This window comes from Bremerella cremea, assembly GCF_003335505.1.
GTDB lineage: Bacteria > Planctomycetota > Planctomycetia > Pirellulales > Pirellulaceae > Bremerella > Bremerella cremea_A.
In genome coordinates, this window is the sequence record NZ_QPEX01000010.1 from 419,307 (window position 1) to 434,024 (window position 14,718).

At 55.0% G+C, this 14,718-nt stretch carries 9 protein-coding genes; 8 read left to right on the forward strand and 1 reads right to left on the reverse strand.

Features of this window, described 5'->3' with window-relative positions:
* Nucleotides 1–56: 56 nt before the first annotated feature.
* The 8 genes from DTL42_RS02955 (at nt 57) to DTL42_RS02990 (ending at nt 13,754) form a co-directional block, all read left to right on the forward strand.
* Complete coding sequence (locus DTL42_RS02955; RefSeq protein WP_114367980.1) at nt 57–1,607, forward strand: sulfatase family protein; 1,551 nt, start codon at nt 57–59, stop codon at nt 1,605–1,607.
* A 222-nt stretch (nt 1,608–1,829) separates the two neighbouring features.
* Complete coding sequence (locus tag DTL42_RS02960; RefSeq protein ID WP_234824051.1) at nt 1,830–2,765, forward strand: dihydrodipicolinate synthase family protein; 936 nt, start codon at nt 1,830–1,832, stop codon at nt 2,763–2,765.
* Nucleotides 2,766–2,928: 163 nt separating this feature from the next.
* Nucleotides 2,929–5,532, forward strand: coding sequence for a sodium:solute symporter family transporter (locus tag DTL42_RS02965; protein WP_234824052.1), 2,604 nt, complete (start codon nt 2,929–2,931; stop codon nt 5,530–5,532).
* Entirely contained in the window at nt 5,529–6,695 is a 1,167-nt protein-coding gene (locus DTL42_RS02970) for an AGE family epimerase/isomerase (protein ID WP_114367193.1), read from the forward strand. Before DTL42_RS02965 ends, DTL42_RS02970 begins: the two co-directional genes overlap by 4 nt.
* A gap of 194 nt (nt 6,696–6,889) precedes the next feature.
* On the forward strand, nt 6,890–8,047 hold the full coding sequence (locus DTL42_RS02975) for a substrate-binding domain-containing protein (RefSeq protein WP_114367194.1): 1,158 nt from the start codon (nt 6,890–6,892) through the stop codon (nt 8,045–8,047).
* Between the two features lie 130 nt (nt 8,048–8,177).
* The gene (locus tag DTL42_RS02980; RefSeq protein WP_114367195.1) at nt 8,178–9,239 is read left to right on the forward strand and encodes a metallophosphoesterase; all 1,062 of its coding nucleotides are present in this window, start codon (nt 8,178–8,180) and stop codon (nt 9,237–9,239) included.
* A 114-nt stretch (nt 9,240–9,353) separates the two neighbouring features.
* Nucleotides 9,354–10,073 (forward strand): AraC family transcriptional regulator, encoded by a 720-nt coding sequence (locus DTL42_RS02985; protein ID WP_114367196.1) that lies wholly within the window; start codon nt 9,354–9,356, stop codon nt 10,071–10,073.
* A 147-nt stretch (nt 10,074–10,220) separates the two neighbouring features.
* Nucleotides 10,221–13,754, forward strand: coding sequence for a proline dehydrogenase family protein (locus tag DTL42_RS02990; protein WP_114367197.1), 3,534 nt, complete (start codon nt 10,221–10,223; stop codon nt 13,752–13,754).
* On the opposite strand, the gene DTL42_RS02995 is transcribed toward DTL42_RS02990, so the two are convergent.
* Nucleotides 13,751–14,689 (reverse strand): GNAT family N-acetyltransferase, encoded by a 939-nt coding sequence (locus DTL42_RS02995; RefSeq protein ID WP_114367198.1) that lies wholly within the window; start codon nt 14,687–14,689, stop codon nt 13,751–13,753. The genes DTL42_RS02990 and DTL42_RS02995 overlap by 4 nt on opposite strands.
* Nucleotides 14,690–14,718: the final 29 nt, after the last annotated feature.

Below are 14,718 nucleotides of genomic sequence, written 5' to 3' on the forward strand. Positions count from 1 at the left end.
GGGTCACCCTTTTCGAGATCATGCCACCGAAATTCCTACCCAAGGTGCCTTTCACCATGAAGCGCCCTCTGTCTGCCCTGCTCGTTGTATCAGCGTTCCTGCTGTTTTTTGTTGCGCCGATTTCGCTTTTCGCTGCCGACGACACGAAGCGGCCTGAGCGGAATATCGTGTTCTTCATCACCGACGACGAAAGCCCTACACTCGGCTGCTATGGCGATCCGATTGCGGTCACGCCCAACATCGACGCGATCGCCAAAGACGGCACCCTCTTCCGCAATGCGTTTGCGACAACGGCCAGTTGCAGTGCCAGCCGTAGCGTTGTACTTACCGGTTTGCACAATCACATGAACGGCCAATACGGGCACACGCATCACTTTCACAAGTTTTCGTCGTACCACGATGTCGTTAGCCTGGCCTTACCGCTACTTTTGGAAAACGCTGGCTATCGGACAGCCCGGTGTGGCAAGTACCACGTTGCACCGGAAGCAGTCTTTCACTTTGAAGAGGTAATACCGGCTAACTCTCGTTCGACGGTTCAAATGGCGAACAATTGCGAGGACTTCATCAAGACGCAAGACGATCGTCCTTTCTTCCTTTACTTTGCCACCAGCGATCCGCATCGTGGTGGTGGCGTCGATAAGACTTCCGAACGAGAACTAAAGCCCGACCTGTTTGGCAACAAACCCAACAAGGGCGCCTACCCTGGCGTGAAGGAAGTGTTCTACGATCCGGCTAAGGTTCCGGTTCCGGAGTTTCTGCCCGATACCCCTGATACTCGTGAAGAACTGGCCCAATACTACCAGGCCTGTTCGCGAGTCGATCAAGGGCTGGGCCGCTTGGTCGAGATTTTGAAAGAGGCTGGCGTATACGACAAGACGCTTATCGTTTTCACCGCCGATCACGGTATGGCGTTCTCGGGTGGTAAGACAACCGTTTACGAAGGAGGCCTGCGAGTTCCGTTTGTCGTCCGCGATCCGTATATCGAAAACCGGGGAGAAGAAAGCTACGCTTTGATTAGCCATGTCGACATCACCCCTTCACTACTCGACTTTGCCGGGGCCCTCGACAAGCAAGCCAACGCGCCGAAGAATCCGATCAACGCCAATAAGTTTTGGAAAGAACGAGGCGAAGCGTTGCAAGAGAACCGCAGCGGCGGCAACAAGTTCGATCACTACCATGGCCACTCTTGGATTGACCTATTGGGTGACCCGGAAGCGACAACGCACGATTCGATCTTTGCCTCGCACACCTTTCACGAGATCCAGATGTATTACCCCATGCGGGTCTATCGCGACCAGCGTTTTAAATTGATCTGGAACATCGCCCACAAACTCGATTACCCGTTCGCTTCAGACCTTTGGGCGGCTTCCAGTTGGCAGGCCCAATACCAGCAAGGCGAGGATGCTTCGTACGGTAAAAAGACCGTCGGTGAATACATTCATCGCCCGAAGTTCGAGCTGTATAACATCGAGACCGACCCGCACGAAGAATTGAACCTGGCGGAAGATCCCGCCTATGCGAAGGTGCTGGAAGAGTACAAGCAAAAGCTGAAAGCGAAGCAAAAGGAACTGGACGATCCTTGGATTATGAAGTGGGAATACGAGTAGTTCGTTTTCCGCCACAAACACGTTTACTAAGGCCACTTTCATCCCAAAGTGGCCTTTTTTATGCGCTGCTGGTAAATGAACTCTCGCCAAACGATTCGTTTTCGGATACGCTTCCCGGGACATTTGCGCACATCGATATGCCAATTTTCGGCACGTGATTATTGGCGAATCGAGTATCTTAAAGCGGGCCCATCCCTTGAATACAACCTCAGGAATCACACTTTGAATACGCAGAAGTTAACTGGACTGATCGCCGCAACCTACACTCCTTTTCATGCGGACGGTTCCTTGGCTCTTTCCCAGATCGGACCGATGGTCGAGTACCTGCTCAATTCTGGGGTGCAAGGGCTTTATGTGTGTGGCAGCACCGGCGAAGGTATGTCTCTGACGACCGCCGAACGCAAAGAGGTTGCCGCTGCCTACATGAACGCCGCCGACGGACGTGTGCCGGTGCTGGTTCAAGTGGGACATAACAGCCTGGAAGATGCCAAGTCGTTGGCAGCCCATGCGCAAGAAATCGGCGTGGCGGCCATCTCGGCGACCTGTCCTTCCTATTTCAAAATCGACAGCGCTGCGACGTTAGCCACCAGCATGGCCCAAATCGCTGCTGCCGCACCTGAGCTTCCGTTTTATTACTATCACATTCCTTCGCTGACCGGCTCGTCGATCGATATCGCTCAGTTTATGCGAATGGCCGGCGATTCTATTCCGAACCTGGTTGGCTTGAAGTACACCGACACCAAGTTGTTCGAATTCCAAGAATGTCAGGCCATCGACGGTGGTCGGTACGACATTGTGTGGGGGGCCGATGAAATGCTACTCGGCGCACTCGCGAGTGGGGCCCAGGCAGCGATTGGCAGCACGTACAATGTCGCCGCCCCGCTGTATGCCAACCTGATCGCCGCCTTCGAAGCGAACGATCTCCCGTTGGCTCGCAAACTACAATTGCAATCGATTGAGTTCATTCGCATCATGGGACGCTTTCCGTTCCACAGTGCCACCAAAGAACTTCTCCGGGCGTTAGGGCACAACCTCGGAACGTGCCGTCTGCCGCAGCGTGGACTTACTCAGGACGAAACCAACGCCCTGCTCGACCAACTGAGTACATCCGCCTATTTTTCGCCTATCCTGGCCCAGACTGCTCGCGCAGAAGTTTAACTGCTGGTTCGTCTTCTGCTGCCGTAGCGAGGTATCGAGACAAACCCAAGGGTCAGGCATTTATTCAGCGCCGCCAGCGGACTTGTCTCGATAACCTGGTCGGTCGAAGACATCCCACCAGCAATTAAGCCTCTCCTCACTCATCATGCCCGGAAAGCCCCTCATGCCCCACCGCTGTACTTTGTTGAAATCCGTTCTTGCTTCATTGCTTGTCTTGGTAGGACTGCTCCCCCAAGCCTTGCGAGCCGAGACCATACTCGACTGGCAACCGCTGCCAGATCTGCCAAATGATCTTGGGGTCGCTGGCCCTTTTGCTGGTATTCATCGCGATGCGTTGATTGTCGCTGGCGGTGCAAACTTTCCCCGACCAGTCTGGGAATCGAGCAAGCAATGGACCGATACCATCGATGTCCTCGTTCGTACCAACGACGCGTACCAGTGGAAGGATGGGGGCAAGCTTCCTCGCCCGCTCGCTTATGGGGCCAGCGTGACTACCCGGCATGGTGTTTTGTGCCTGGGTGGCTGCGATGCCGAAAGGGTCTACGCCGATGCTTTCTTCCTGCAATGGAACGGCGAAAAGATCGAAACCGTTCCTTGCGCCCCCCTACCCCAGCCGATGGCCTACGGTCAGGCCGCCATGATCGGGCAAACGGTGTATGTCTTCGGGGGTCAAGCGGAGACCGGTTTGGCGAGCGCTACGAATCTATTGTGGTCGCTCGATTTATCCACCAGCGCAGACTTTACCCAGCTAGAGTGGAAGACCCTCGCTCCACTACCAGGGCTAACACGATCGTTTAACTTAGTCGCGCAGCAGCATGACGGGTTTAACGATTCGATCTACGTGATCGGCGGTCGGCGCGAGGAAAACGGCCAGACACAATTTCTTTCCGATGTATGGCAATACGTCCCGAAGACGAACACCTGGAAACAACGCGCATCCGCGCCTCGGGTTATCATGGCGGGCGAAGCAATCGGCATTGGGCAAAGCCATATCTTTGTGCTGGGCAGCGCCGATGAAAGCAACTTTGACCAAGTCGATCAGCTAAAAGACAACCACCCCGGCTTTCCTCGTCAGGCCTTCGCCTACCACACGATTACCGATACGTGGATCGAAGCAGGCGAGACTCCGGAAAACCTGGTTACGACCACCGCCGTTCGCTGGGGAGATAGCATCATCCTGCCCAGTGGCGAAGTCCGCCCGCGTGTGCGTTCGCCCCATATCTGGAAAGTGTCACCTACCATTTCCGACAAAAGCTTCGGCCTGCTGAACTATTTCGTTCTGTTTGGCTATTTACTGGCGATGGTCGGCGTCGGCGTTTACTTTTCGCGTAAGAATAAAAACACCGACGATTACTTTCGCGGCGGCAAACAAATTCCTTGGTGGGCGGCTGGCTGCAGTATTTTTGCCACCATGCTCAGTTCGTTGACCTTTATGGGGTTTCCCTCGAAAGCGTTCGCTCAAGACTGGGTTTATGCGGTGGGCAACTTCACCATCCCGATTGTTGCGTTCCTGGCGGTCTATGTGGCGATGCCGTTCTATCGACGCATCGATGCGACCAGCGCTTATCAATACCTGGAGATGCGATTTGGCCGTGCTGCCCGAGTATTCGCCAGCGGCAGTTTTGTCTTGTTCCATCTCTTTCGGATGGCGATTGTCATGTCGCTAACTGCGTTAGCCCTAGCCGTGGCAACTCCCTTAACCCCCGCTCAATCGGTTTTACTGATGGGAGTGCTCAGCATTGCCTATTGCACGATGGGGGGTATCGAAGCGGTTATCTGGACCGATACGATTCAATCGTTTGTGTTGTTGGGAGGTTCGCTGTTGGCAGTTGGCTTATTGCTTTCTGGCGTCGATGGTGGCCTGTCTGGCTTCTGGAACGTTGCCACCGCCTCGCATAAATTCAATCTGGCCAACATGCACTGGGATATCACCAATGCCCAGGTCGCGTTGTGGGTGGTTGTGGTGGGTGGCGTCGCGCAGAACATTTCGTCTTACACCGCCGATCAAGCGGTCGTTCAGCGTTATGTGACCACCCCCACCTCGGAAGAAGCGGCCAAATCAATTTGGATCAGCGCACTGCTGACCATCCCGGCTACGCTGATCTTCTTTACCATCGGGACCTCGCTGTTCGCTTATTACCACAGCAACCCTGGCAAGCTTGACGCGATGGCCACCACCGACCAGATCTTTCCACTTTTCATCGCGCGCGAAATTCCGATTGGTCTGGCCGGGCTGATCGTCGCTGGCGTGTTTGCTGCCGCGCAATCAACGGTTTCAACCAGCATGAATTCGTCCGCGACAGCAATCATTGTCGACTTCCTGCGACCGATCAATCTTTGCACGACCGAAAAAAGTTACCTCACGGCCGCCCAGCTTTCCACCTTTGCCGTAGGCACGATCGGCACGCTGCTGGGACTTTTGTTTGTCGACCCCAGTATTCGCTCGCTCTTCGATGCTTTCATCGTGATTCTCGGGATCTTCATGGGAATTCTTGGTGGGCTTTTTCTGCTGGGGGCCTTCACGCGGAAGACCAATCAGTTCGGAGCAATGACCGGCGCCCTGGTCGGCTCTGCCGTGATGCTGGCGTTGTGGAAGTATTCCAAGATCAACAGCTATTTTTATCCCGCCGCGGGGCTTTCGGTTTGTTTCGTTACCGGCTATCTGACCAGTTGGTTTCTGGGAACAGCCCCTCAACATTTGTCAGGGCTAACCGTGTACGACTTGCCTGCCGAAGATAAGCCGCAACTGGTCAAGGAAACGGCATGAACGAAGCGCGGCGAAGCGAGTTGCTGGCCACATATCGCGATGGTCTTTTGCACGACACGCTACCGTTTTGGCTATCGCATGGAGTCGACCACCAACATGGGGGCATCATCACGTCGCTAAATCGCGACGGCTCGATCATCGACACCGACAAAGGAGTTTGGCAACAAGGTCGCTTCGCCTGGCTACTGGGTGAACTTTATAACCAAGTCGAGCAGCGTCCCGAATGGCTCGACATGGCTCGTCACACCATCATATTCCTCAACCAGCACGGCTTCGATCCGAGCGACGGGCGAATGTGGTTTCATCTGACCCGCGAAGGTCAGCCGATTCGCAAGCGACGCTATGCATTCTCGGAAGCGTTCGCTGCGATTGCCATGGGGGAACTCGCCCAGGCCACCGGTAGCGAGCAACTTGCCAAGCAGGCTCAAGCGTTGTTCCTCCGGTTTGTGAGGCACAACCCAATGCCGAAGTTCACCGACGTTCGCCCGACGCGCGGCATTGGTGTGCCGATGATTACGATCAACGCTGCCCAACAATTACGTGACTCGATTGAGTTGCCAGAAGCGAACGACTTTATCGACCACAGTATCGATGCGATCCGCCGTTACCATGTTCATGAAGATATCGCTTGCGTGATGGAAACAGTCGGTCCGGCAGGAGAGCGGCTCGATCATTTCGACGGGCGAACCTTGAACCCGGGACATGCAATCGAAGGGGCATGGTTCATCATGTGGGAAGGGCAATATCGTCAAGACGCCGAGTTGATTGCCCTTGGTTGCCGCATGCTCGATTGGATGTGGCAACGAGGTTGGGACCAGCAGTATGGAGGCATGCTTTACTTCGTGGATGTCGCTGGCCTGCCGGTGCAGGAGTATTGGCACGACATGAAATTTTGGTGGCCGCAAAACGAAACCATCATCGCTACACTGCTGGCTCATGCCGTAACCGGCGAAGCAAAGTACGAGACATGGCACCAACAAGCGCACGAGTGGGCTTATCAGCACTTTGCCGATAGCACGCATGGAGAATGGTTCGGCTATTTGCACCGCGATGGTAGTCATAGCACTTCCTTGAAAGGCAATCTCTGGAAAGGGCCTTTCCATCTTCCTCGCATGCAGTTGACCTGCTGGAAAATTCTTGAAACACTCGTCCCCTCCTCTTGAGAAGGCGAGCAAGAGGTAAACTTGTCGGCTACGGCTCGATCGCCTACCCTGAACTTATTGATGTCTGCGCAGGTAGTCCGCCATGGCAACGGACCGATTTGCCACGAATTCGAGGCTTCCGTTGGTCGCCCCTATTGGATTGATGGCGCAGACCTCAATAGTTTCTCTGAACTAATCTTCGCTAGGATTCCCCCTTGGCTGAACTTCCCTATCGCGTTGCTCTGGTCATCGTTCCCAGTTCGGACAACCAGGTTCGGATGATCCGTGGCGTGCTGCAATACGCGGCGGAAACCAGCCGAATTCAAATTATCAAGCAAGCTGCGATTCCGTACGTGCCTTGGGAACAACTCACCGAAGTCCAGCCCGATGGCATCATCGCGTTCGCGGAAACGCAAGCGCGTATCGACTTTCTCCGCGAGCTCAACATTCCGTTTGTTAATGTGACCATGCACATCGAGCCCACCCCCGATGTTGCCGTGGTCCATTCCGACAATTTGGAAATCGGGCGCCGTCTGGCCGATCACTTGCAAAGTCTGGGGTTAAAGCATTTCGCGTTTGTGGGGCACTTCGATTGGTGCCATAATCGCCTGCGCCGCGATGGTTTTCTACAACAACTCGCGGACATGGGGCACACAGCGCATGTTGTGGAGGTCGCCTTCGAATCGGACCGTTCTGGCGACTTCACCCATCGCCGCGTCGACCAAACCCACCTTCAACAGCAGATTGCTAAATTGCCTGAACCTTGTGGCATTGCGACCTGTCACGACGAGTTCGCTTACGAGGTCGTCGAGTGCTGTAAGAACCTGCGGAAGAGTGTTCCTTTCAGCATGTCGGTGGTAGGTGTGAACAACTACCGCTTGATCTGCGACACGACCATGCCCCCCTTGTCGAGCATTTCACAAAACTCGGAACGCATCGGTTACTTGGCGGCGGAAACTTTGGTGCGACAGATTGAAAACGAGTCTCCGCCTTCCGATCCGGTTTTGGTTTCCCCAGGACAAATGATCGTGCGTCGTTCGTCCGAGTTTCTAGCTTTAGACGATCCCGAGGTGACCTCCGCCATCGAATTCATCCGTAGCCATTGCAGTCGCCCGATCACGGTCACCGACATCGTCGACAACGCAACAATGGGCCGAAAGTCGCTAGAAAAACGTTTCAAATCTGTGGTTGGCCACTCTATCGCCCAAGAGATCCGCCTTTCTCGCATGCGACATGCGCAGCACCTTTTGACCAGTACCACGCTGAGCATCATCGACGTTGCCGTTCGCAGTGGTTTCGATAGTACCAGCGGTTTCATTCGCGCTTTCCGCGAACACTCAGGCGTTACTCCAGCGGAGTATCGAAGCGGCTAAGAATGTTAAATTCTGCGAACATAAGCCGAAAGTCTTCTGTTTCGGTATTCCAACAAGCAGTGGTTGGCCTATAACAGATACTTTCCGCACTAGGTTTCCCTCCAACTCCACCACTCCTCGGAAAGCTTTCATGTCTTCGCTCAACCGTCGCCAATTGCTGCAAACCGGTCTCGCCTTGCCGGTTTTGTCGTCCCTTTCTACTTGGGCACCAACTCGCAGCTTGGCTGCCGAATCGGATGCCGAGAAGAAACCCGGCGCACCGCCGTTGAACGAAAAAGGAAGCTTCACTCTCGCGGTTTTGCCAGACACGCAAGTTTACTGCCAAAACAATCCGGAAGGTTTTTACGCTCAAACCCAGTGGTTGGTCGAAAACAAAGAGGCCCGCAACATCGCAGCCGTGCTGCACTTGGGCGACATCACCAACCGTAACACGCCCGAGCAATGGGATGTGGCGGTCAAAGCGATGTCGCAGTTGGATGGCCATATTCCTTACTTTATGGTCCCTGGTAATCACGACTATAGCGCCGGTGGTACCGCCAAGGATCGGACGACCCATCTGAACGATTACTTCCCGCTGGCAAAATTCAAAGATCAACCAACCTTCGGTGGTACCTACGATCAAGAATCCGAGCGGATGGAGAACACCTATCACCTGTTCTCAGCCGGCGGTCGCGATTTCGTAGTGATTGGGCTCGAGTTTGGTCCCCGGGCTGATGTCGTTCGCTGGGCGAATGAGATCGCCGAGAAGTATTCTGACCGCGAGGCGATTCTCATCACCCATGCTTACATCTACTACGACGAAACGCGTTACGATTGGAAGAAGTACGGCACCAAGCAGCACTGGAATCCGCATTCGTACGGCGTGGCCAAAGCAACCGGCGACGACGTCATGGATGGCGAAGAGTTGTGGAACAACTTGGTCGGCAAGCACGAGAACTTCATTTTCACGCTCAACGGGCACGTTCTTAACGACGGCTTGGGGCGAGTTACCAGCACCACGCCAGGCGGACGCGACGTCCACCAAATGTTGGTCAACTTCCAGATGAAGCCCCACGGAGGAGATGGCTGGATGCGCTTAATCGAGTTCACCAGCGACAATAAGGCGCACATCTCCGACTATTCCCCTACGCTCGACCTGACAAATACCTCTTCTCAGAATCAGTTTGTGCTCGATCTGGCCAAGGTCGGTTAAAGCACGGTCCTGGTGTTCTCTTCGTCCGGGCGTTATCAATAGAAATAAGGTGCCGCGTGCTTCGGAAGGCGCGCGGCGAGGGAAACGTTCGTAGCGGAAGAAGCCAAATTCGAGATGAAGCAGGAATTTCCAGAAGGCTTGGTCGATCAATTGTTCGACTGCCTGGGCGACGTTGTGTATTGCGTGAAGGATCTCGCAGGCTGTTACACGACGGTCAACCATGCCTTTGCCGAACGGGTAGGTGCCAACGACCCCAGCGAGATCATCGGCAAAACGGCGTCGCAGTGCTTCGATGCCGAGTTGGCCAAACTTTACGACGACCAGGATCGCCAGGTCGTTGCAACAGGCCAACCGCTGCGTGATCTCTTAGAGTTGATCTCGCACGGCGACGGTTCGCGAGGGTGGTACCTATCCAACAAATTCCCTTTGGTAAACGACCAAGGAGTAATCACCGGCGTGGTGGCGGTCTCGCAAGATTTAAAGCAACCCAGCGATAGCGATCTGGAACTGGCCGATCTGAAAGCAACGCTCGACTTCATCCGAACGAATATCGCGCAGCCACTAAAAACGGAGGAATTAGCCGACTACGTTGGACTTTCCCCCACCCAGCTCGACCGTCGCATGCGTCGCGTATTCCGTCTGTCGACGAAGAAGTTTGTGATGAAATATCGCCTCGAACTTGCTTCTCAACTGCTGATCACCACCCAGCAGTCCTTGTCCGAGATCGCCCTGGCGTGCGGTTTTAGCGACCAAAGCGCCTTTACGCGCCACTTTGGCGCAGCGGCGAATCAAACGCCCTTGGCATACCGTAAGTCCCACCAGAGACTGGGTTAGGGAAATTCGGCCGTTTCTTCTTTGTCGTTTTTAGACAGAAACAATCGTCGTCGGCATACGATTTGTTCAATACTGCGCAGCCCTTGGATTCGTAGAATTCCCACATGGAATTTGACCAAGAAGGCTCTTTAGCGAAGGCGCAGTGACGTGCAAACCGCAACGCATACTCGACCATCTTTGACACGTGCCGACTTTCAAACGCTCCCCCAGGAAGCGATTTTGCTTGCTGCTGAGATCTTGCAGGCTTCCCAAGCCCGAGCGACTCAGGCCGATAAAGCGAACTTGGCGAAAGTGGCAGGCCTGATCGAAGACAAAGCGGGTAAAGAGCTTACCGTTGCCATGGCCGACCAGGTGCTACGCATCAAGAATCCACGTCGCTCGGCCCATCAACTCAAGTCACTCATCAAACAACATGGCCTGCCGAAATATTTCAGCCCGCTCGATCGCTGTTTGTTGCAACTTGGTTGCTGGGCAGCGCAAGTTGCGCCTGGCCTGGTGATGCCGCTGGTTCGCCAACGGATTCAGAGCGAATCTTCCCACGTGATTATTTCGGCGGAAAAAGAGTCGTTCGCCAAATACCTGGCCGAGCGGAAACGGGAAGGAATTCGCGTCAACTTAAACCAACTCGGCGAAGCTGTGCTCGGTAACGCAGAAGCCGAGCGGCGCATGGAAAAGTACCTGCAGCGGCTGGCCGATCCCCAGATTCGTTATGTCTCGGTCAAGCTCTCCTCGGTGGCGGCTCACATCAGCTTAACAGGTTACGAACAAACGCTGACCACCATCAAAGAGCGGCTTCGCACGCTCTACCGAGCCGCCATGCAAGATGGCCTTGGCCAGCATCGTTTCGTCAATTTGGACATGGAAGAATATCGCGACTTATATCTGACGGTCGACGTGTTCCGTTCTGTGTTAGACGAACCAGAATTCAAACACCTTTCAGCGGGAATTGTCTTACAAGCCTACCTGCCTGACTCGCATGAAGTGCAGAAATCGCTCACCGCTTGGGCCTGCGAGCGTGTCGCCCAAGGCGGAGCCGATATCAAGATTCGCTTGGTAAAAGGTGCCAACTTGGCCATGGAACAGGTCGAAGCTTCGATCCATGGCTGGCCCCAGGCACCCTATCACACGAAGACGGAAACCGACGCCAACTACAAACGAATGGTCGAGTTCGCCTTACGTCCGGAAAATATGCCAGGCGTCCGGATCGGGTTGGCCAGCCACAACTTGTTCGACATTTCCTTCGCTTTGCTGTTGGCTGAAAAACGGAATGTGCGGAAGCGAGTCGAGTTCGAGATGCTGGAAGGGATGGCCAACGCGCAAGCCCACGAGGTTCGCGACCGGACTGGCGACCTCTTGGTTTACGCCCCAATCTGCTACGACGCCGACTTCGATTCAGCGGTTGCTTACTTGGTGCGTCGTTTCGACGAGAACACTCAGCCTGGTAGCTTCCTGGGCTCGCTTTTCAATCTGCAGGTCGACTCTCCGGCTTGGGACACGCAAAGTCAAATGTTTCTGGATGCCTGCCAACTTGCTTGGTCCGGAAATCTTCGTACCTGTCCTAATCGAATTCAAAATCGCGCTGCCGAGCATTTTCATCCGTCCGACGCCCAACACCCCTTCCAGAACACGCCGAATACCGACTTTTCGATCCCCGCAAATCGCGCCTGGATCGAACGCCTTGTTGCCCAGTGGAAAACCAAGACTTTTGACACCTTGCCGATCACAGTCGGCGGGCAGGAAGTGCAGACCGAAACGGTTGTTGACGGGCACGATCCTTCCCGACCGGGGCATCTTCTTTATCGCTACTCGTGCGGGGATGCTTCCCAGGTTGAGTTGGCTTTGGCAACGGCTAAGCGTGCCCAAACAGGCTGGGATGCGTTAGGCATCACCAAGCGAGCCGAGATATTGCGTAGCTTCGCCGCCGTAGCTGCCGAAGAACGAGGTGATCTGATCGGCGTGATGATGGGGGACGCAGGCAAAGCCGTGGTCGAGAGCGATGCCGAGATCAGCGAAGCGATCGACTTTGCTGAATATTACAGCCGCTCGCTCGATACCGACGGCTGGTACGATGGTACGTCTCCCACAGCATTAGGTGTTGTGGTCGTGACGCCGCCGTGGAATTTCCCTTATGCCATCCCGGCCGGTGGCTGCCTGGCTGCGTTAATGGCTGGCAACACGGTTATCTTGAAGCCAGCCCCTGAGACCGTTCTCACCGCGTGGTATTTGGCTTGCCAACTGTGGAAAGCAGGCGTGCCGCGCGACGTACTGCAATTCTTGCCGCTGATCGATGGCGAGAATGGAACCAAGTTACTGAGCGACGATCGGGTGGGTGCGGTCGTTCTCACGGGCGCCTATTCAACCGCGCAGTTGTTCAAGTCGTGGAAACCGAACATGCGTCTCTATGCGGAAACAAGCGGCAAGAACAGCATGATCATCTCCTCAGCCGCTGACCTTGACCTGGCCATTAAAGACCTGGTGCAAGGCGCGTTCGGCCACGCCGGGCAAAAGTGTTCGGCAACCAGTTTGGCAATCGTGCAGCGTGATGTTTACGAGAGCGAGCAGTTCCGTAGCCAGCTTCGCGACGCCGCTGCCAGTATGCACGTTGCTTCGGCCTGGGATCTTACCGCCGAAGTCACACCGATCATTCGCGAACCCCATGCAGAGCTACAGCGTGGTTTAACTCAGCTTGAACCAGGCGAAACGTGGCTGCTAGAACCGAAGATGATCGATAACAACCCTTGCCTCTGGAGCCCAGGCATTCGCTTGGGAGTGAAGCCTGGCAGTTGGTACCATCGGACGGAATGCTTCGGTCCGGTGCTGGGGATTATTCCGGTGGACACCCTCGACGAAGCCATCGCCATTCAAAACGATAGCGAATTCGGATTGACCGGCGGGCTCTACTCGTTGGACGTCGACGAAATCGCCCAATGGCGCGACGCCGTCGAAGTGGGCAACGCTTACATCAATCGTTCGACCACCGGAGCAATCGTCCAGCGACAACCGTTTGGTGGCTGGAAACATTCCTCGGTCGGTACCGGTGCCAAAGCAGGCGGGCCGAACTACGTCGCTTCGTTTAAGCACTGGCAGCAAACTTCTCCGTCTGTGCTGGGGTTGCCTCTCACCGCAAAGTTGGCCCACTTGGTAGACCAGCTCGATACCAATGGCGAGTTGCGTTCAGCTGCTCAGAATTATCTGTACTGGTGGAACACTTATTTCTCGCGCGAACACGATCCTTCGCAACTTCACGGCGAAGACAACCACTTCCGCTATCGTCCCCTGGCCTTTCACGCAATTCGCTGGACCGGCATAGACGAGGGTCAACAAGACGTACTGCGAGCGGCCGTGCTGTGCCACATGGCCCGGGTGCCGCTACACGTGAGTGCCACTTCACTACCTGATTGGGCCAAGTCACTTTCGCAACTTCCCCATGTATCGCTGCATAGCGAAGACGCACCCACGTTCGTCCAGCGGATGGGCAACCTAAAAGGAGGAAGCGTGCGGGTGATTGCCGAACCTTTAAGCGAGGTGTTCTTGCCGCTGCACACGCAAGCCAATCGCTTGGTTGCATCGACCTGCCTGACCAATGGTCGCCTGGAATGGCTGAACTACTTGAAAGAGCAGTCGGTTACTGAAATCGTCCATCGCCACGGGAACACGCATTCTCAACGGCAACCTCGTTAGCTCGTTTCCGGCATGAAGGTCGGCATGATGACCCCTTCGGTTGGGGTCCATTGGCCGCGAACTTGCGAAACGTGCAGTTCGCAGTTCTTCGCTCCCCAGCCGTAACAGTATTGAACCAACAGGCTGGCCTCGACCGGTACCAGCCAAACCGGCATCCGTCCGCGTTGCCGGTTCAGTTCAAAGTAAACCAGAGCGGCAGCGTCCTCTTCGGTTCGCATTACGCCGGGACCAAGCATGTTTGACCCCGGATGGCAAACCGACGCCAGGAATCCGTCGATTCCATTTCCATCAGCCGCATCGATCACGGCAACCTGCCAGATTCCTTGTTTGTTTTCGAGAAAGAAACGATGATCGTCCGGGCGCGCAATTTTATGCAGTTCGGCTTCGAGCGCGACGATCGCCTCTAGGTCGGCTAACGTCGCAGGGCGAACCCGGTCGAGCCCTGCCGGCTTGGTGCCCTGCTGAATCCCTTCTTCCGGCACCTGCAAAATCATGTCCTGAAACATAGCCCGGGGCACGAACCCGGCTCGATTGTAGAGCGAGAACGAGTCAAGATTCATCGCACTAGAAACCAACCTTAACGGCTTCTGTTGCATTTCGGACTGGTCGATGATAAACGCCAGCAAGTTCCGCGCAATCCCTTTGCCAAAGTGCTGAGGATGAACATTCATGATGCCCAACGACATGTGCGTCGACCGAGGGTGGTAAAAGCACGAACCGGCAATCTGGCCCGATGCTTCGCACACCGCTAAGACACAGCAGCCAGGATCAAGGGCTTCGTACACTTCGCAAAACAAACGTGCCGCCGAGGTCTCGCCTTGAAAAATCGGAGGTTTTCCGTTGGCTTGATACCACGCATTGGTGGAATGAAATATCAATGCCGCGACTTCATCCCAATCGTCTGATCGCATTGCTCGTAACAGGTAACTCGTCATGGCTACTTCTTCCAGGTTTTCAATTTCAA

Coding starts and splice junctions, on each gene's coding strand:
- DTL42_RS02955 (WP_114367980.1), top strand. CDS start 57: ATGAAGCGCCCTCTGTCTGCCCTGCTCGTTGTATCAGCGTTCCTGCTG.
- DTL42_RS02965 (WP_234824052.1), top strand. CDS start 2,929: ATGCCCCACCGCTGTACTTTGTTGAAATCCGTTCTTGCTTCATTGCTT.
- DTL42_RS02970 (WP_114367193.1), top strand. CDS start 5,529: ATGAACGAAGCGCGGCGAAGCGAGTTGCTGGCCACATATCGCGATGGT.
- DTL42_RS02980 (WP_114367195.1), top strand. CDS start 8,178: ATGTCTTCGCTCAACCGTCGCCAATTGCTGCAAACCGGTCTCGCCTTG.
- DTL42_RS02985 (WP_114367196.1), top strand. CDS start 9,354: ATGAAGCAGGAATTTCCAGAAGGCTTGGTCGATCAATTGTTCGACTGC.
- DTL42_RS02995 (WP_114367198.1), bottom strand. CDS start 14,689: ATGACGAGTTACCTGTTACGAGCAATGCGATCAGACGATTGGGATGAA.